This is a genomic window from Pseudoxanthomonas sp. P4_B2 (assembly GCF_056402315.1).
The window spans coordinates 773,737-788,985 of the sequence record NZ_JBFUHQ010000001.1 but is presented as its reverse complement, the minus strand read 5'-3'; the positions used below and the strand labels follow the sequence as shown (position 1 = coordinate 788,985).

The following is a 15,249-nucleotide window of genomic DNA, read 5'->3' as shown; positions in this document are numbered from 1 at the left end:
TCTAATCGATTAGCCGGTCCCATTCCGGCTCCTCGCCGAAACGGGTGGCGAGGAAATCCAAGAAGCTGCGCACTATCAATGGCATCTGTCGTCTGGACGTATAAACGCCGTAGATGCCCATACTATCGACGCTGTAGTCGGGCAGCACGATCACCAATTCGCCAGCTCTGATCAACGGCGAAACCAGGTAGGTCGGCAGCATGGCGATGCCCGCATCGGCGCTTACCGCTTGCAGCAATGCGGTGGCCTCGTTGGAGCTGATGTTGCCGCTGACCGCAACCGGTGTGGTCTGGCCTGCCCGTTCGAGATGCCACAGGCTCCTGCCGACGTAATGGTGGGTCAGGCAGTTGTGCATCGCCAGCTCTTCGGGATGCAGCGGCACGCCATGCCTACTGAGGTAGGCTGGCGATGCGCACAGCAAGGAGCGGCAGACGGAGAACTTGCGGGCGATCAGCCCCGGGTCGAGCTCGCTGCTGATGCGGATCGCCAGATCGATACGTTCCTCGACCAGGTTCACTGCGCGATCCATCAGCATCATGTCGACCGCGGTACCGGGATAGCGCGCTACATAGTCGGCTACCGCTGCCGCCAGGTGACTGAGGCCGAAAGAGGTGCTGCAAGTGATGCGGATCCGGCCATGCGGCGCATCGTCCGGATCGGCCAACGCGGCACGCATGTCTTCGCCCAATTCCAGAATCGTGCGGCAACGCGATAGCGCCGCTTCGCCGGCAGGAGTCAGACTGAGACGGCGGGTAGTGCGATGGAAGACCCGCACGCCCAGCCAGCTCTCCAGTTCGGCCAGGTAGCGCGACACCATGGCACGCGACATGGAGAGCGCCTCGGACGCCGCCGTAAGGCTGCCGCGGTCTGCGACCTGGACGAACACATTGAGGGCGGTGATCCGGTCCATTTGATCGATTTATGCAACAGTTAATCGACTTATACGCGGTTTCTAGATCGATTTCATTCTCTTATTGTGGCGATCTACACCCGACAGACCCAACCAGGAAACGACCATGAACGCTCGTCCTTCAAGCGCAGCCTGTGCGATCGCCATTGCCATTGCCCTCAGCGCATGCACCGCAAAGACTCCTACCAATGCTGAAGCCGAAGGCACGGCTCCGGTTGCCAGCGCGCCCGAACCCGTCCTGCAGCCGCTGAAGACCGAGGTCTACAATCCCGGCGCAAACGGTATCTTCGAGGTGTCCTCGACGCTGATCACCGGCGCCAAGGATGCGGTGCTGGTCGACGCGCAGTTCTCCACTGTCGACGCACAGAAATTGGTCGATTTGATCAAGGCCTCGGGCAAGCGTCTGACCACCATCTATATCAGCCACGGCGATCCGGATTTCTATTTCGGCCTGGTGGCTTTGACTACCGCGTTCCCGGAAGCAAAGGTGTTCGCCACTCCGCAGACCATCGCCCACATCAAGGAAAGCTCTGCAGGCAAGCTGCAGTTCTGGGGTCCGAAATTAGGCGCGGGTGCGCCCAGCCGGATCGTCGTTCCCGAGCCGATTCAGGGCAATCAGATCGACCTGGAAGGGAACAAGCTGGAGATCGTCGGCCTCGACGGCCCCACGCCGGATCGCAGCTTCGTGTGGATTCCCTCCATCAAGACCGTGATCGGCGGGATTTCCGTCTTCGCTGGCGAGCACGTCTGGATGGCTGATACGCAGACGCCGCAATCGCACGCCGACTGGCTGGCCACGCTGGACCGCATCACCACACTGAAGCCGAACACCGTGATTCCGGGCCACTTCAAGCCGGGCTCGCCGCAGAATCTGGATACCGTGCGTTTCACCGCCGACTACATCCGCGCCTTCGATGAGGAAACGGCAAAGGCCAAGAATGCCGATGCGCTGATCGCAGCACTGAAACAGCGTTACCCGGACCTGGGTGGCGTGTCTTCGCTGGAACTGAGCGCCAAGGTTGCCAAGGGTGAGATGAAGTGGCCGTAGGCTGCGGCTTGTAAGGAAAATCTAATCCTGCTTTCGCCATACTGAGACCGGGATGCCGCCGTCAGGACGCGGCGGCACCTGGTAGCTCAGCAGCCCATTCTTTAGGGTGTACTTGCGCTTTTGTACGGTGCCTTCCCAGTTGGGGAAAGAGGCCGACTCGATCGCGAAGGTGAGAATTCCTTCGTGCGCATCGACGGCCACCGTCCCGTAGTGGGTACTGGAGCCCATCACCGCGGACTTGAATTCGGATTCGCTGCCCGCGGCCTTGTCCGCTGCCTCGAAGCGCGGGCGCTCCGACTTGAATATCTGCAGGGAATAGCGTCCCTCTGCGTCGACCATCAGTCGGCCCTTGGGATTGTCGCCGTAATCACGCACCTGCTCGCCATTGGACAAGATCCGATCCGCCGCCACTAACGTCCAGGTGCCTTGCAAAGGCGATTCGATCGTCGCTTGAGCGGCCATTGCCAAGCCGCTCAGGCCGGCCAATGCGCTTAGACCAATACCTATCGTGCTCATAGTCGGTTTCTCCCTAAATGCCTGTGCAGGTGTTAACCGTAGTGCATCTTCTGTTATTTGAATATGGCATTGGTGTATATATCAGTCATTGCAAATCCATATCTTTATAGCCTATGAAAACCTTGGACGTAGCCGCGGTCAGGGCGTTCGCGCTCACAGCAGAACTGCAAAGCTTTACCCGCGCCGCGGACGTGTTGGGCACCACCCAGTCCGCGATCAGTCTCAAGTTGAGGCGACTGGAGCAACAGCTCGGTCGCCGGTTATTGGAGCGCACGCCGCGGCAGGTGCGCTTGTCTGCGGAAGGACTAGTCTTCCTGGAAGCGGCGCGCGAGCTGGTGGCGGCTCACGACCGGGCCACCGCTGCATTCGAGGTCGAGCCTCGTCGGCTGGCTATCGGTATCAGTCAACAGCTGGTGGGCGGCGAGCTGCCTGCATTGCTGCGTCAGTTGAAGGACCGTGATCCCGGTCTGCTGATCGAGCTGCGCATTGCCGGGACGCGCGAATTGATGCAGGCCTACGAGCAAGGCGAGATCGACGCGGCCCTGGTACTGCGCCCCGATGATGGGCGCAAGCGGGGTAGGGCCGTGTTCGCCCAATCCTTCTCTTGGTTCGCGCTGCCAGGCTGGACGCCCTATGCCGGTCAGCCGCTGCCGCTCGCGACGCAGGGCGAAAGTTGCCGCATCCGAACCATGGCGGTACGTGCGCTCGACAAGTCCGGGATTGCCTGGAGCGAAGTTTTCATCGGTAAAGGCGGCGCCGCCGTGGGCGCCGCAGCGGCCGCAGGCCTGGCCGTGGCCTTGCTGGCGAAAAGTACGGCGCCGGTAGCCACTGTGGACGTCGGCAGCAACCTTGCGCTGCCGCCCATCCCTGACCAGGAGGTGATGCTCTACAGCGCCCTTAACGATTCCAGATCCCGCGATGCGCTGCGTATCCTCACCATGGCCTTTCAGTGAATCTCAATGGCCGATTTGGCGCAGCCTTCGACGCCTATTGGTTAGAGGGCACAGCGCCAGGTAAGCGGAAGGCCCAGGCGTAAGCGTTGGCAGTCTGTTTGCGCAGCGATGCCGGGATCTCGACCACAGTGGTGTCGCCCTCGCGACGCCAGGCCAGCTGCGCGTCGTTTCCGAGGAGCTTCACTTCCGTGTCTGCGGCAGGCGCAGGACCGGGAATGCGTAGCGTCGCAGGCAGTTTCTTTTCATTCGCGTCAGGTAGATAGAACGCGTAAACGGTGCCGTCCTTCAGCCGCGTGTAACGAAACTTGCCGTCGCGGTAGGGGGCGACGGATCGGCTCGCGTAGATCGCCTCGCCGTTGACCTTCATCCACGCACCGATTTCGTGCAGGCGCTGGACCGCGACCGGAGGAAGTTCACCGTTGGCGTCAGGACCGACGTTGAGCAGGTAATTGCCGCCCTTGGCGACCACATCGACCAGCATTTGCACCACGCTACGCGAGGATTTGTACTTGTCGTTCGGCACGTACGACCACGATTCACCGAGAGTCATGCAGGTTTCCCACGGGTACGGCAGCGGCTGGTCGGGGATCTTCTGCTCCGGCGTGCGGTAGTTCTCGTAGCGCCCGCCCACGGCGCGATCGACGACGATCAGGCCGGGCTGGTTCTTGCGCGCCATCGCAGCCATTCCCGGCATATCGATGTCCTGCGGCCACGGCACGCCTGCGTTACCTTCCGCTACGCCGTCCGTGGTGTCGGTCGGGCGCACCCAGCCGCCATCCAGCCACAAGATGTCGAGCGGACCGTATTGCGAAGTCAGTTCGCCGACCTGCGCATGGGTGAAGTCGGTGAAGCGCTTCCAGATGTCCGGATGCTTGCGCGTGTCGTAGTTGTTGTGACGGTTCGGCGTGGCCCAGCGCGGCGACCAGTAGTCGTCGCTGTGCCAGTCGGGTTTGGAGAAATAAGCGCCGATGCCGAAGTGTTGCGCGCGGAACGCGTCGAATACTTCCTTGGTGATGTTGGAGCGCGGGTTGGTGTGGAACGGAACATTCGGCGCCGTAATCCTGTAATCACTCTGCTGCGTGTCGAACATCGCGAAACCGTCGTGGTGCTTTGTGGTGAACACCACGTACTTCGTGCCGGCGTCCTTGGCGATGCGCGCCCACAGCTCCGGGTCGAATTTGACCGGATTGAAGGTGGTCGGCAGTTGCTCGTAGCGCTTGACGTAGTCGACGTAGGGCTCGCCCTCGGGGCGTTTGCACCAATCCACGTCCTCGGAACAGATCGACCACGATTCGACCACGCCCCACTGGCTATACGGACCCCAATGCATCATGAAGCCGAACTTCCAATCCTGCCATTGCTCCAGCTTGCGCACCACCAATGGATCGGTTTCCGGCACGTAATCGCCGTGGTCTTCGGCGTGCACGGCGGACAATGGCACCGCGCACAGCAAGGCGGCCAATACGAGTCGTAGCGGTTTCATTGGTTGCTCTCGATAGGTGGATTCTTTTCGCCGCAAGGCTCGATTGGCCGAGCGGCAGGGGCGGTGCTAACGTGGACGTCCTCGCGAACGAATGCCGTTGGCGATGGCATTCTCGCAGTCCGAATCAGAACAAGGAGCCGGCAGATAGTGAAAGGAACGCCAGCAGACCAGGAACGCGCCGGGCCGAGCGCGACGTACGTCCTCGAAATCGCCGCCAACTCGCTCGCCTCGGCGCTGGCCGCGCAGGAAGGGGGCGCTTCGCGCATCGAACTATGCGCGGCGCTGGAGTTAGGCGGCCTGACCCCGTCGCCGGCGCAGATCGCACTGGTGCGCGAACGCTTGTCCATTCCGATGCATGTGCTGGTGCGACCACGCGCCGGCGACTTCGCATACGCAGACGAGGAGCACGCGACCATGCTCGCCGATATCGCCCACTGCGCCGCCGCGGGTTGCGACGGGGTGGTGGTGGGTGCACTGACCACGGAGGGTGACGTCGATGTGACGCGTTGCCGGGAACTGATCTCGGCCGCCGATCGGCTCGATCTCACTTTCCACCGTGCCATCGATGTCTGCCGCGACCCGACGGCGGCGCTTGAGACGATCATCGGTCTTGGTTTCAGGCGCGTACTCAGCTCCGGCGGCGCGGCCAGTGCGAGGGAAGGCAGCGCCAACCTGCGTCGGTTGATCGAACAGGCCGCAGGTCGCATCGAGATCATGCCGGGCGCGGGCATCGACGCCGACAACATCGCCGTGCTCATGGCCGCGACCGGCGCACGTGAATTCCATGCCTCGGCCAAGCGCATCTTGCCTTCGCGGATGCGATTCGCACCGGCGGATGCATTAGGTATGGCGGGCGGCGAAACCCGCAGCGATGCGGGGGAAGTGCGTCGCCTCGTCGAAGCATTGCACGGCGTCGCCAAGCGGACATAAGCGATGCCTCTCTCGCTACGAATGCCGGCGGTATAAGCGGCAGCGGCGAGGCCGGCTCCATCTACGCTTCCACCGCCGAAGCGCCTAGCAGCGCGATCGCTTCGGCGTGCGTTGGTAGCGCCGCGAACGCGCCATGCCGGGTCACTGCCAGCGCGCCGCAAGCCGACGCGTAACGCAGGCAGCGCTCGAGCTCGGCCGAATCGGCGAGGAACGCATCGAACGTGCGTGTATCGACTCTTTCGCGCTGAAGCTGCGACAGCAGGCCGCCGATGAAGGCATCGCCGGCGGCAGTGGTGTCGACCGTCTTGACCTCGAATGTCGGCAATTCGCCGCTGCGTCCGCGCGCGAACCAGCGCATCGGCGCGGCACCGTCGGTGATCAATACCAGGCGCGCGGTGCGCAGCAGGCGGGCAACGACGTCGTCGTCGTCGAAGCTGCCTTCTTTCAGATATTCGAGCTCCTCGCGCGCGAGCTTGATCAGATCGGCGGCCTCGAGCGCGCGCCACAGCACTGGCAGCGGTGGCGCCGCGTCCGGCCACAGGGCGGGGCGCAGGTTGAGGTCGAAGCTGACCAGCGCACCCGCGCCGCGCGCGCGGGCCATGCCCGACAGCGTCGTCGCGGCGATGTCGGCATCGGTCAGGCTGTTGCTGCAGGCATGAAAGATGCCCGCTGCGGCGAAGCAGTCGGCGTCGAAATCCGCGTCGCGGAACAGTAAGTCGGCAGCGGGCGGACGATAGAAGTTGAAGCTGCGTTCGCCGTGGGCATCCAGCGAGACGAAGGCCAGTGCGGTATTCGCCGCGGCGGTGCGGCGCACGTAGCGGACGCCGGCACCGGCTTCGCGCAGGCTGCGCAACAGGAAGTCGCCGAACATGTCTTCGCTGAGCATGCCGACGAATTCGCAGCGGCCGCCCAGTTTCGCCACCGCGACCGCGGCGTTGGCCGGGGCGCCGCCGGCGAATTGGCGGAACGTGCGGGCTTCACCCTCGACGGGCTCGCCGGCGAGGAAATCGATCAGCGCTTCGCCGAAACAGAGGATAGTGTTGTTGGCGGCGTTCATCGATCGGTTGCCGCTCGTTGCGAGTCGGTGGACTCAGGCGCTGAGCGCATGCGGGGTGCTCTCTCGTTCGGTCAGCATCACGGGCACGATCACCGACTGCCTTGGCAACGACGGTGCGGCGGCGCGCTGCAAAAGAAGTTCGGCGGCCTGGCGTCCGCGCGCACGCGGGTCGGCGTTCAACGTGGTCAGCGGCGGGACGCCGACCGCGGCTTCGGGGATATTGTCGAAACCGGTGACGGCGAAATCGACGCCCGGTTGGCGGCCCAGACGGGTCAGCCCCAGCATCAGGCCCAGCGCCACCGCGTCGTTATAGCAGACCGCCGCGGTCGGCGCCGCGTCGACGGCGAACAATGCGTCTGCGTGCACATTGGCTTCGAAGCGGGTTGGAGCGGTTTCGATCATCGCGCTCGGATCGACCGGAATGCCAGCCGCGCTCAACGCGTCTTGATAGCCCAGGCGGCGTTCGCGGCAAGAACTGGAATGGGCATGGCCACCATAGAAGGCGATACGACGATGTCCCAACTCAAGCAGCCGCTTGGTCGCCGCGCGCGCGCCGGCGCGATTGTCGAGGCCAAGAAAGTCGTATTCGAAACCCGTATCCGGCGTGCCGGTCAGTTCGCGGTTGAAGACCAGCAGCGGCGCGTGCCGGCCGATCGTCATTTCCACATCGGTGACGTCGCTGTTCTCGGCCGGCGACAAGATGATCCCGGCCGGGTGGTGTTCTATGAGCGAACCCAGTAACTGACGCTGCCGCGCGGGCGACTCGTTGCTGCTACCGAGCAGGGTGACGTAGCCCTTCGCGCCGAGCGCCTCGTCGACGCCGGTAGCGAACTCGGCGAAGAACGGATTCGACAGATCGTTGATGACCAGTGCCACCGTGGTGGACACGCGCTGGCGCAGGTTGGCGGCGGCGCGGTTGTAGACGTAGCCCTGACGCTGCATTTCCGCCTCGACCCGGCGGCGCATATTGGCGTGCACCAGCGGACTGCGACGCAACACCAGCGAGACGGTCGCGCGCGAAACCCCACAAGCGAGCGCAATGTCGTTCAGGGTGATACGGCGCGGTTTATCCAAGGCGTCACCAATCCAATTTAGATCGATCCAACTCCCGTATCCTGCGACAAACGGGGCATACCTGCAAGTCGTACCGTCTCGTTCTTCGCGCTTGCGCGGTGGGTGCCTATTGAGGCACGCCAACGGCCAAATTGACTGTGCGTGGTCGAAGCCGGGGCTACCAAAGCATAGCCGCTCGACAGTGGCGCAAGTGCCGGTCAGGTAGCGTTTCCTGGACCAACGCGAGCTCACAAATGAGTTTTGTGAGCCCTTGGTCACAGATCGCCGGGCCTGGCCTCTATCGGTTGCCTGTGGGCTTCCGGCGCCCCTCCCGCGGCAGCGCGTAAACCTTCCGTTCCGATGACCCAAGCCGGCGCCAAGAACATAAAGGCTCGTTGCGTAGGCAGCCACTAGGGCTCATCCGTCGACGATGGCAGCAAGCGCGGATCCAGCACTACATGCTTGATGCGCTGGCGCTTCCAGGTGTAGCTGATGTGTACCAGTCCGTCGCGAGTCTGGATGACCGCCGGATAGGAAAATTCATCCTTGGGACTGTCCTCTAGCGTCAGCACACGTCGCCAACGCACGCCGTCATCCGACAGCGCCACCGCCAGCACACCACGACCTTCCCACCAGTCCTTGCCGGCCAAGGTCGGGTTGTAGACCAGCAACGCGCGACCGTCGCGCAGCATCACCGCATCGGTACCGGCGTTGGGGTTCTCGATGTCCAGCAAAGTCATCGGACCCCAGGTGACGCCATCGTCATTGGAGAAGACGCTGAACACACGATTCTGTTTGCTGCGCCCGAGCGCCTGTAGGCGGCCGTCGCGATGGCGCAGCAGGCTGGGCTGGATCGCACCGATATGGGCCGGATCGTTGAGTGCGCCGCCACGCCGCCAGTGCAATCCATTGTCGTCGCTGGTTTCGATGTGCGCGCGCCAGCCGTCGGCCTCGTCCTCGCTGCTGCTCGGGGCGAGAATGCGGCCGCTGGTCAGTTGCAGCGGCTTGTTCTTTATCGGACCGAGAATGCCGTCGGGCAGGCGCCTGGGCACCGACCAATGCGCGCCGTCGTCGGAGGAAAGGGTGAGCAGTCCCCACCATTGCCGCGGATTGGGGCCGGCTTTGTAGTACAGCTGTAATGGGCCCTGCGCAGGTTGGAACAGCACCGGATTCCATGCCGGCTGCGGCTGGCCGTTGTCCTGCATATTGTTGTCCTGGGCGCCGTCGGCCACGCGTCGCGGCGATTGCCAGCGGCCTGCATCGCGGCGAGCGAGCCATATACCTACATCAGCTGCGCCTTCGCGCTGGCCGCCGAACCAAGCGGCGAGCAAAGTGCCGTCACGGGTTTCGACCAGAGTGGAAGCATGGCTTTGCGGCGTCGGCGACCGCGTGGCGATGAATTCCTCCAGCACCACCGGCGACCGCGCGGGTAAGGTTCCGCACGATGTCACGGTCAGGGTGGCAAGCAACGAGTAGGCGAGTAGGGCATCGGTTCGTGGAAGACGCATGATGAGGATTCGGTTGCGGCGCGCTCATCGCGCCGCTGCTGCGCCTTTGCCGGTGTTGAACAATTGGAACTCGCGGATATGCGCCGGATCGGTACTGGACAGAATGTTCAGGCGTACGCGCGAGGTGGTCACCGGCGCGAACCGATCGATTTTCATTCGTCCGATCGCCTGCGCCTGCGCCAGCCGCACCCATTGGCCGTCCTGCCATGCTTCCACCGCATATTTCTGCACACGCTGGCCGGCATTGATCCATTCCATGCTCAACGCGCTGTCGAAGGTCACCGGCTGCTTGAAAGTCAGTTCCAAGGTCGCATGGTGCGAGCCGTCCGGCGCGCTCCAGAAAGTGTCCCGGTCGCCATCGGCCGCCGCGGTACCGGCGCCTGCGCTTTTCAGATTACTCAGGACCAAGTTCTTGGCAGGGCCATACAGCGCCTGGATCGCTTCACCCAGCTCGCGCAGCCGCTGCACGTCGGCTTCCGGCAGTAGGCCGCGAGTGTCTGGCGCGATACCCAGCACTAGCTGTCCGCCCAAGCCGACGCTCTTCTCCCAGATTTCCACCAGCTCGTCCAGACTCTTGAGCGTCTGATCGCTGTTGGCATGCCAGAACCATTGGAAACGATGCAGCGGCGTATCTACTTCCACCGGCCGCCAGCGCAAAAAGCCGTGACGATCGATCACGTTCCAGTTCTCGCCCACGATGAAGCCGTCTTCGTTGCCGACCCAGCGGATGTCGCCGTATTCGAACAGCGCCGTGTCGGCGAACACCATCGCATTCGGTTGGTAGGTGCGCAGCTCCTCGATGTATTTGTCGAAATCGTAGACGTGGCCGGCGCTGCCGGCGCCGTCCAGCCACCATTCGGTGATCGGCCCGTAATGGAGCGCTAGGTCCACCAACTGCGCGGCGTAGAACTTGTCGTAGGCCTTGGTGTCGGCGTACTTGGGTTCGTGCCGGTCCCATGGCGACAAATAGATACCGAAGCCCAAGCCTTCCTTGCGAACCGCTTCGCTGGTCATCCTGACCAGGTCGCCCTTGCCTCCCAGCCAGGGACTGTTCTTGACCGAATACTCGCTCTGCGCGGTCGGCCATAGGGCGAAACCGTCATGATGCTTGGCGACCAGGATCAGATACTTCGCACCGGCTGCCTTGGCCGCGCGTGCCCATTGCCCGGCATCGACCTGAGTAGGGTTGAACACCGACGGGCTGGCGGTGCCGTCGCCCCATTCCTGGTCCAGCCAAGTATTGGGATTGAAGTGGACGATCACGCCGAACTCCAGATCCTGCCAAGCCACTTGCTGTGGCGACGGCCGAACCTCGGAGAAGTTCTGCGCAGCGGCCAGCGGCAAAGCCAGGAAGGACAGGGCGAGCGCGGCCAGTCGACGGATAGGAGAGCGAAAGAGGCGGGGCATAGGAATACCTTGCAGGCGATGGAGCGGCCATTGGCCGCTCAGCTCGGGAACGGTGGGTGAAGGGTTTGATCCGGCGAGCATGCGGCGAACCTTAGTCATCTCAGCGGTTGCTCCACAACGGTTCCGTGCTGCCGCGGACGTTGGCGTCGTCGACGTTATCCAAGTCGAACACCACCAACTGGTTGTCGCCTTGCCGTTGCCACGGTGCCGGGAAATACAGCGTGCGCTGCGGGCCGATGTTCCAGTGGCGACCCAGATTGCGGCCGTTGGCCCAGGCGAAACCCTTCCCGAACGCAGCCATGTCGAGCCAGACGTCGGCCTGAGCGGTGATGCGCAAGCTGCCGCGATGGAATGCCGGACCTTCTACCTTGGCCGTGGTCCAGCCTCGCAGCGTGTCCGGCGAACGCATCGGCAGCGGAAACGCCTGCCAGCCCAACAAGGGTTCGCCGTCCAGCAACACCGGAGCGACCAATCCGGCACGGCCATCGGCCATGCGCGGGCCGTAGTTGATGCGCCCGCTGTTCTCCACCAGTACGTCGAGGGTGTGTTCTCCAGCGGGTACGTCCAGCGTCACCGATACTTGTTGCAAGCGGCGTTCGACGTTCCCGCTCGGCTTGCGGTCGAGATAGACCCGCGCGTAATCGCGCACTTCGCCCAAATACAACTCGCCTTTGCGCGGGCCGGTCACGGTGGTGCGGTAGAGGATATAGCCGTAGTCCTGGCCATAGGCTTCCATCGGCAATGGGGTTTCGCTGGCGACCGGATCGGGCAGGTTGTCCCATAGCGACGCCGATTCGCGCAGCGCAACCTGCGGCAGCGCGGCAAAGCGCACCGGCGCCGGCAGCGGTGGCGGCGGCACTCCGGTCGCGCGTGCGATGGCATCGCGGAACAGCGCGAACTTAGGCGTCGGCCGTCCAGCCTCGTCCAATGCCGCGTCGTAGTCGTAACTAGTGGTCTGCGGCGCGTAGTGATCGCTGGGACTGCCCTGCAAGTTGGCGCCGTTCATGAAGCCGAAGCTGGTGCCGCCGACGAACATGTACAGATTCACCGAATGGCCCTGCCGCAGCATCCATTCCAATTCCTCGGCCTGCTGTTTCGCATTGGTATTGGCGTGCGGCTTGCCCCAATGATCGAACCAGCCTGCCCAGTATTCGCCGACCATGCGTGGCCGGCCCGGCTGGAACTTCTCCAGCTTCTCGAATGCGCTTTTGGCTTCTCCGGGCGCGAAGTTCACTACCGCCAGCGTGTCGGGCGACATACCGTTCGCGAGCGCGCCGTTGGCCAGCATGTCGGCGCCATCGGAGGTGAACAGCAGCGCCTTGTCGAAGCCGGCCTGCACGAACAATTCGCGATTGGCTTGCATATAAGCGTGGTCGTCGTCGTAGGAGCCGTACTCGTTCTCGACCTGCACCGCGATGATCGGACCGCCGTTGCCGTTGAGCAGCGGGCGCACCTGATCGGCGACGGCTTTCAGGTACGCACCGCTGGCGGCGAGGAAACGCGGATCGCGGCTGCGCACGCGTATGCCCGGCTCTGCGAACAACCAGGCGGGATAGCCGCCAGCTTCCCACTCGGCGCAGACGTAGGGACCGGGGCGCAGGATCACGTTCAGTCCTTGCGCGGCCGCCTCGCGTACGAAGGCGGCGACGTCGTTGTCGCCCTGGAAGTCAAATTCGCCGCGCCGCGGTTCCACCAGATTCCAGAATACATAGGTCTCCACCGTGTTCAGACCAAGCGCTCGCGCTTTCTGCAAACGGTCTTTCCAATACTCGCGTGGTATGCGCTGGAAATGGATCGCTCCTGAGATGACCTGGTAGGGCTTGCCGTCGCGGGTGAAGTGGGTGGCCTCGGTAGAAAAGGTCGGCCAAGCGTCGCCCGTGCTGGCGGTGAGTGGCAGCGCCAGAACGAGCGTCAGAACCAGTGAAATGAAACCTTTACGCAGCATCGATAATTCTCGGAACGTGAGGTGTGTGCGACGGCGACTTGTTCGGGGGATAGGGCGCTATCGCGGCTTCAAACGAACGACGGCGGCAGGTCCTCCAAGCGACTGCCGAAATCCCGATTAGGCTCCGGCCCCATTTCGAATTCCAGGGTGCCGCCCGCGGCCAGGTCGGCGTGGCGTATCCAACTGCGCGCATACGGTTTGCCGTTCCAACGCACGCGTTGCACGTAGACGTTCTGCGCGCTGTTGCGGCGGGTGACGATGCGCAGGGTGCGGCCGCCGCCGACATCCAGTTCGGCGCGACGGAACAGGGGACTGCCGAATACGTAATTGCCGCTGACCGGATCGACCGGGTAGAAGCCCAGCGCGCTGAGCACGAACCAGGCGCTCATTTGCCCACAGTCTTCGTTTCCGGACAGGCCGTCGCGGGCGTCCCGGTACTGCTCGCGCAGTAGCCGGCGCGCCATGGCCTGCGTCTTCCATGGTTGCCCGGCGTAGGCGTAGAGGTAGGCTACGTGGTGGCTGGGCTCATTGCCGTGTGCGTATTGGCCGACCATGCCGTCGATATCCGGCGGGGCGCCGGCCGGCAGCTCGGAGCTGGTGCTGAACAGTTCATCGAGCTTGCGCACGAAGCCGTCGCGGCCACCGAACCGTTCCATGTAACCGTACAGATCGTGCTGATTGAGGAAGGTGGCCTGCCAGGCGTTGGATTCGGTGAAGTCGTGCCAACGCTCCGAATGGCCGAGTGCACGCGGATCGAACGGTGTGGCCCAGCTGCCGTCTTCCAATCGCGGCTGGATGAAGCCGCTGTCCTGGTTGAACAGATTGCGGTAGTTGCGCGAACGGGCGAGAAGAGTGGCGTAGTCGTCCTCGGCGCCGGCGGCGCGCGCCAGATGTGCGCTGGCCCAGTCGTCGTAGGCGTATTCCAAGGTGCGGCTGGCCGCTTCGTTGACCTTGTCGCTGGGGATGTAGCCGAGCCGGCGATAGTAGGGCAGGCCGTGGAAGTCGTCGTCCATCGCGCGTTTGCGGTACAGCGGCCAAGCGGCGGCGTAGTCGATGCCATCGAAGCCCTTGGCATGCGCTTCGGCCAGTGCCACCACCGAGTGGTAGCCGATCATGGTGCCGGTTTCCACGCCCTGCAGCGGCCAGATCCCGACGCCGTCCGGGCATTCCGCCGCGCCGCGCACCAGGCCCTGGATCAAATCGGGAACGCGTTCGGGCTGTATCAAAGTCAGCAGCGGATGCAAGGCGCGATAGGTGTCCCACAGCGAATAGGTGCTGTAGTTGTGGTAGCCCTCGGGCAACGTATGAACCTGCAGGTCCATGCCGCGATAGCGGCCATCCACATCGCTGAACAATGTCGGCGCCGACAACGAGTGATACAGGCCGGTGTAGAAAATGCGCCGCTGTGTGCCGTGATCGGTATCGGAGTCGTCGGTATCGATGCGCACCCGCGCCAGTTCCTTCTCCCAGGCAGCGACCGCTTCGGCGTGCACGCGGGCGAAATCGAAGTCCGGCAACTCGGCATCGAGGTTCGCCAACGCATTCTCTGCGCTGACCGCGGAGATGCCGACCTTGATCAGCAGCGGCGCAGCGGCGGCATCCGGGAAGTGCAGCGCTGCCTTCAAACGAGTGCCGTCGGCCTGGCGCACCGGTTCGGCCAGCGGCAGGTCGTCGCTATACAACTGGACCTGCGCGAACGGACGCGACAACCGCATCGCGAAGAACAGATAGCGGCCCTTCGCCCATTGATAGACGCGGCGGCCGCCGGTGACTGTGCGTTCGTCGACGATACGCAACTGCGCGTCGCTGACGCGCGTCGGAGTGGATGCGTTGTCCTGGAAGCCGTGGCTCAAATCCAGCAGCAGATGGCCAGGCCGGCCTTTAGGGAAGCGATAGCGGTGCAGGCCGGCGCGCGGGGTGGCGGTCAGTTCGGCGTGGATGCCGGTGTCCTTCAGCAGTACGCGGTAATAGCCCGGAGAGGCGGCCTCATCGGCGTGATCGTAGCGCGAGCGGTAACCGGTCTCTGGTGCGTTCAGCGGGCCGGGCTGCAGTCTGACCTCACCGGTTCGCGGCACGACCAGAAAGTCGAGCATGTCGCCGATGCCGGTGCCGGACAGATGGGTGTGCGAGAAGCCCATGATCGAGCCGTCGGATTCGTGATAGCCGCTGCACGCATCCCAAGCCGCGTTGTAGGTATCCGGACTGAGCTGCACCATACCGAACGGCAGCGTGGCGCCGGGAAAAGTGTGGCCGTGGCCACCGGTACCGATGAACGTATCGACATGGCGAGTCAGATCTGCGCGCACGCGGGTGTCGGCGGGCAGCGCGAAGTTGCCGGCAAACGCGCGTGCCGGCCTGGCCTGCCCGCCCACGCCAAACAAGGCCAGCGCAATGGCGCTTTGCAGGAATCCGCGTCGTGTTGGCATGCATGTTCTCCGT

At 63.6% G+C, this 15,249-nt stretch carries 12 protein-coding genes; 3 read left to right on the top strand and 9 right to left on the bottom strand.

Annotated features, from left to right (window positions below):
* Position 1: 1 nt before the first annotated feature.
* Positions 2-910 carry a LysR family transcriptional regulator gene (locus AC1DTQ_RS03500; protein WP_477848000.1) on the bottom strand — a complete coding sequence of 303 codons (909 nt, stop codon included), beginning with the start codon at positions 908-910 and terminating at the stop codon, positions 2-4.
* A gap of 106 nt (positions 911-1,016) precedes the next feature.
* Here AC1DTQ_RS03500 and AC1DTQ_RS03495 point away from each other — a divergent pair, with 106 nt between their 5' ends.
* A complete protein-coding gene (locus tag AC1DTQ_RS03495; RefSeq protein WP_477847998.1) occupies positions 1,017-1,958 on the top strand; it encodes an MBL fold metallo-hydrolase in 942 nt (313 codons plus the stop codon).
* Between the two features lie 21 nt (positions 1,959-1,979).
* Here the strand turns inward: AC1DTQ_RS03495 and AC1DTQ_RS03490 are convergent, their stop codons facing one another.
* Entirely contained in the window at positions 1,980-2,474 is a 495-nt protein-coding gene (locus AC1DTQ_RS03490) for a lipocalin-like domain-containing protein (protein WP_477847996.1), read from the bottom strand.
* A 113-nt stretch (positions 2,475-2,587) separates the two neighbouring features.
* On the opposite strand from AC1DTQ_RS03490, the gene AC1DTQ_RS03485 reads away from it, so the two are divergent.
* Positions 2,588-3,427, top strand: a complete 840-nt coding sequence (locus AC1DTQ_RS03485; protein ID WP_477847994.1) for a LysR family transcriptional regulator — start codon at positions 2,588-2,590, stop codon at positions 3,425-3,427.
* A gap of 34 nt (positions 3,428-3,461) precedes the next feature.
* Here AC1DTQ_RS03485 and AC1DTQ_RS03480 read toward each other — a convergent pair whose 3' ends face one another.
* Positions 3,462-4,910, bottom strand: a complete 1,449-nt coding sequence (locus AC1DTQ_RS03480; protein ID WP_477847992.1) for an alpha-L-fucosidase — start codon at positions 4,908-4,910, stop codon at positions 3,462-3,464.
* Positions 4,911-5,057: 147 nt separating this feature from the next.
* Here AC1DTQ_RS03480 and AC1DTQ_RS03475 point away from each other — a divergent pair, with 147 nt between their 5' ends.
* On the top strand, positions 5,058-5,840 hold the full coding sequence (locus tag AC1DTQ_RS03475) for a copper homeostasis protein CutC (protein ID WP_477847990.1): 783 nt from the start codon (positions 5,058-5,060) through the stop codon (positions 5,838-5,840).
* 61 nt (positions 5,841-5,901) lie between these two features.
* Here the strand turns inward: AC1DTQ_RS03475 and AC1DTQ_RS03470 are convergent, their stop codons facing one another.
* The 6 genes from AC1DTQ_RS03470 to AC1DTQ_RS03445 form a co-directional block, all read right to left on the bottom strand.
* Positions 5,902-6,897: a carbohydrate kinase family protein gene (locus AC1DTQ_RS03470; RefSeq protein ID WP_477847988.1), complete on the bottom strand. Its 996-nt coding sequence runs from the start codon at positions 6,895-6,897 to the stop codon at positions 5,902-5,904.
* Between the two features lie 33 nt (positions 6,898-6,930).
* Positions 6,931-7,998, bottom strand: coding sequence for a LacI family DNA-binding transcriptional regulator (locus AC1DTQ_RS03465; protein WP_477848354.1), 1,068 nt, complete (start codon positions 7,996-7,998; stop codon positions 6,931-6,933).
* Between the two features lie 362 nt (positions 7,999-8,360).
* A complete protein-coding gene (locus AC1DTQ_RS03460; RefSeq protein ID WP_477847986.1) occupies positions 8,361-9,458 on the bottom strand; it encodes a sialidase family protein in 1,098 nt (365 codons plus the stop codon).
* Positions 9,459-9,482: 24 nt separating this feature from the next.
* Positions 9,483-10,865, bottom strand: coding sequence for an alpha-L-fucosidase (locus tag AC1DTQ_RS03455; RefSeq protein ID WP_477847984.1), 1,383 nt, complete (start codon positions 10,863-10,865; stop codon positions 9,483-9,485).
* Between the two features lie 100 nt (positions 10,866-10,965).
* Complete coding sequence (locus AC1DTQ_RS03450) at positions 10,966-12,810, bottom strand: glycoside hydrolase family 35 protein (protein WP_477847982.1); 1,845 nt, start codon at positions 12,808-12,810, stop codon at positions 10,966-10,968.
* Positions 12,811-12,878: 68 nt separating this feature from the next.
* The gene (locus AC1DTQ_RS03445; protein ID WP_477847980.1) at positions 12,879-15,236 is read right to left on the bottom strand and encodes a GH92 family glycosyl hydrolase; all 2,358 of its coding nucleotides are present in this window, start codon (positions 15,234-15,236) and stop codon (positions 12,879-12,881) included.
* Positions 15,237-15,249: the final 13 nt, after the last annotated feature.

Bases quoted from the DNA above. Each gene is read 5' to 3' on its own strand.
- AC1DTQ_RS03500 (WP_477848000.1), bottom strand. From the start codon at position 910: ATGGACCGGATCACCGCCCTCAATGTGTTCGTCCAGGTCGCAGACCGC.
- AC1DTQ_RS03495 (WP_477847998.1), top strand. From the start codon at position 1,017: ATGAACGCTCGTCCTTCAAGCGCAGCCTGTGCGATCGCCATTGCCATT.
- AC1DTQ_RS03490 (WP_477847996.1), bottom strand. From the start codon at position 2,474: ATGAGCACGATAGGTATTGGTCTAAGCGCATTGGCCGGCCTGAGCGGC.
- AC1DTQ_RS03485 (WP_477847994.1), top strand. From the start codon at position 2,588: ATGAAAACCTTGGACGTAGCCGCGGTCAGGGCGTTCGCGCTCACAGCA.
- AC1DTQ_RS03480 (WP_477847992.1), bottom strand. From the start codon at position 4,910: ATGAAACCGCTACGACTCGTATTGGCCGCCTTGCTGTGCGCGGTGCCA.
- AC1DTQ_RS03470 (WP_477847988.1), bottom strand. From the start codon at position 6,897: ATGAACGCCGCCAACAACACTATCCTCTGTTTCGGCGAAGCGCTGATC.
- AC1DTQ_RS03460 (WP_477847986.1), bottom strand. From the start codon at position 9,458: ATGCGTCTTCCACGAACCGATGCCCTACTCGCCTACTCGTTGCTTGCC.
- AC1DTQ_RS03455 (WP_477847984.1), bottom strand. From the start codon at position 10,865: ATGCCCCGCCTCTTTCGCTCTCCTATCCGTCGACTGGCCGCGCTCGCC.
- AC1DTQ_RS03450 (WP_477847982.1), bottom strand. From the start codon at position 12,810: ATGCTGCGTAAAGGTTTCATTTCACTGGTTCTGACGCTCGTTCTGGCG.
- AC1DTQ_RS03445 (WP_477847980.1), bottom strand. From the start codon at position 15,236: ATGCCAACACGACGCGGATTCCTGCAAAGCGCCATTGCGCTGGCCTTG.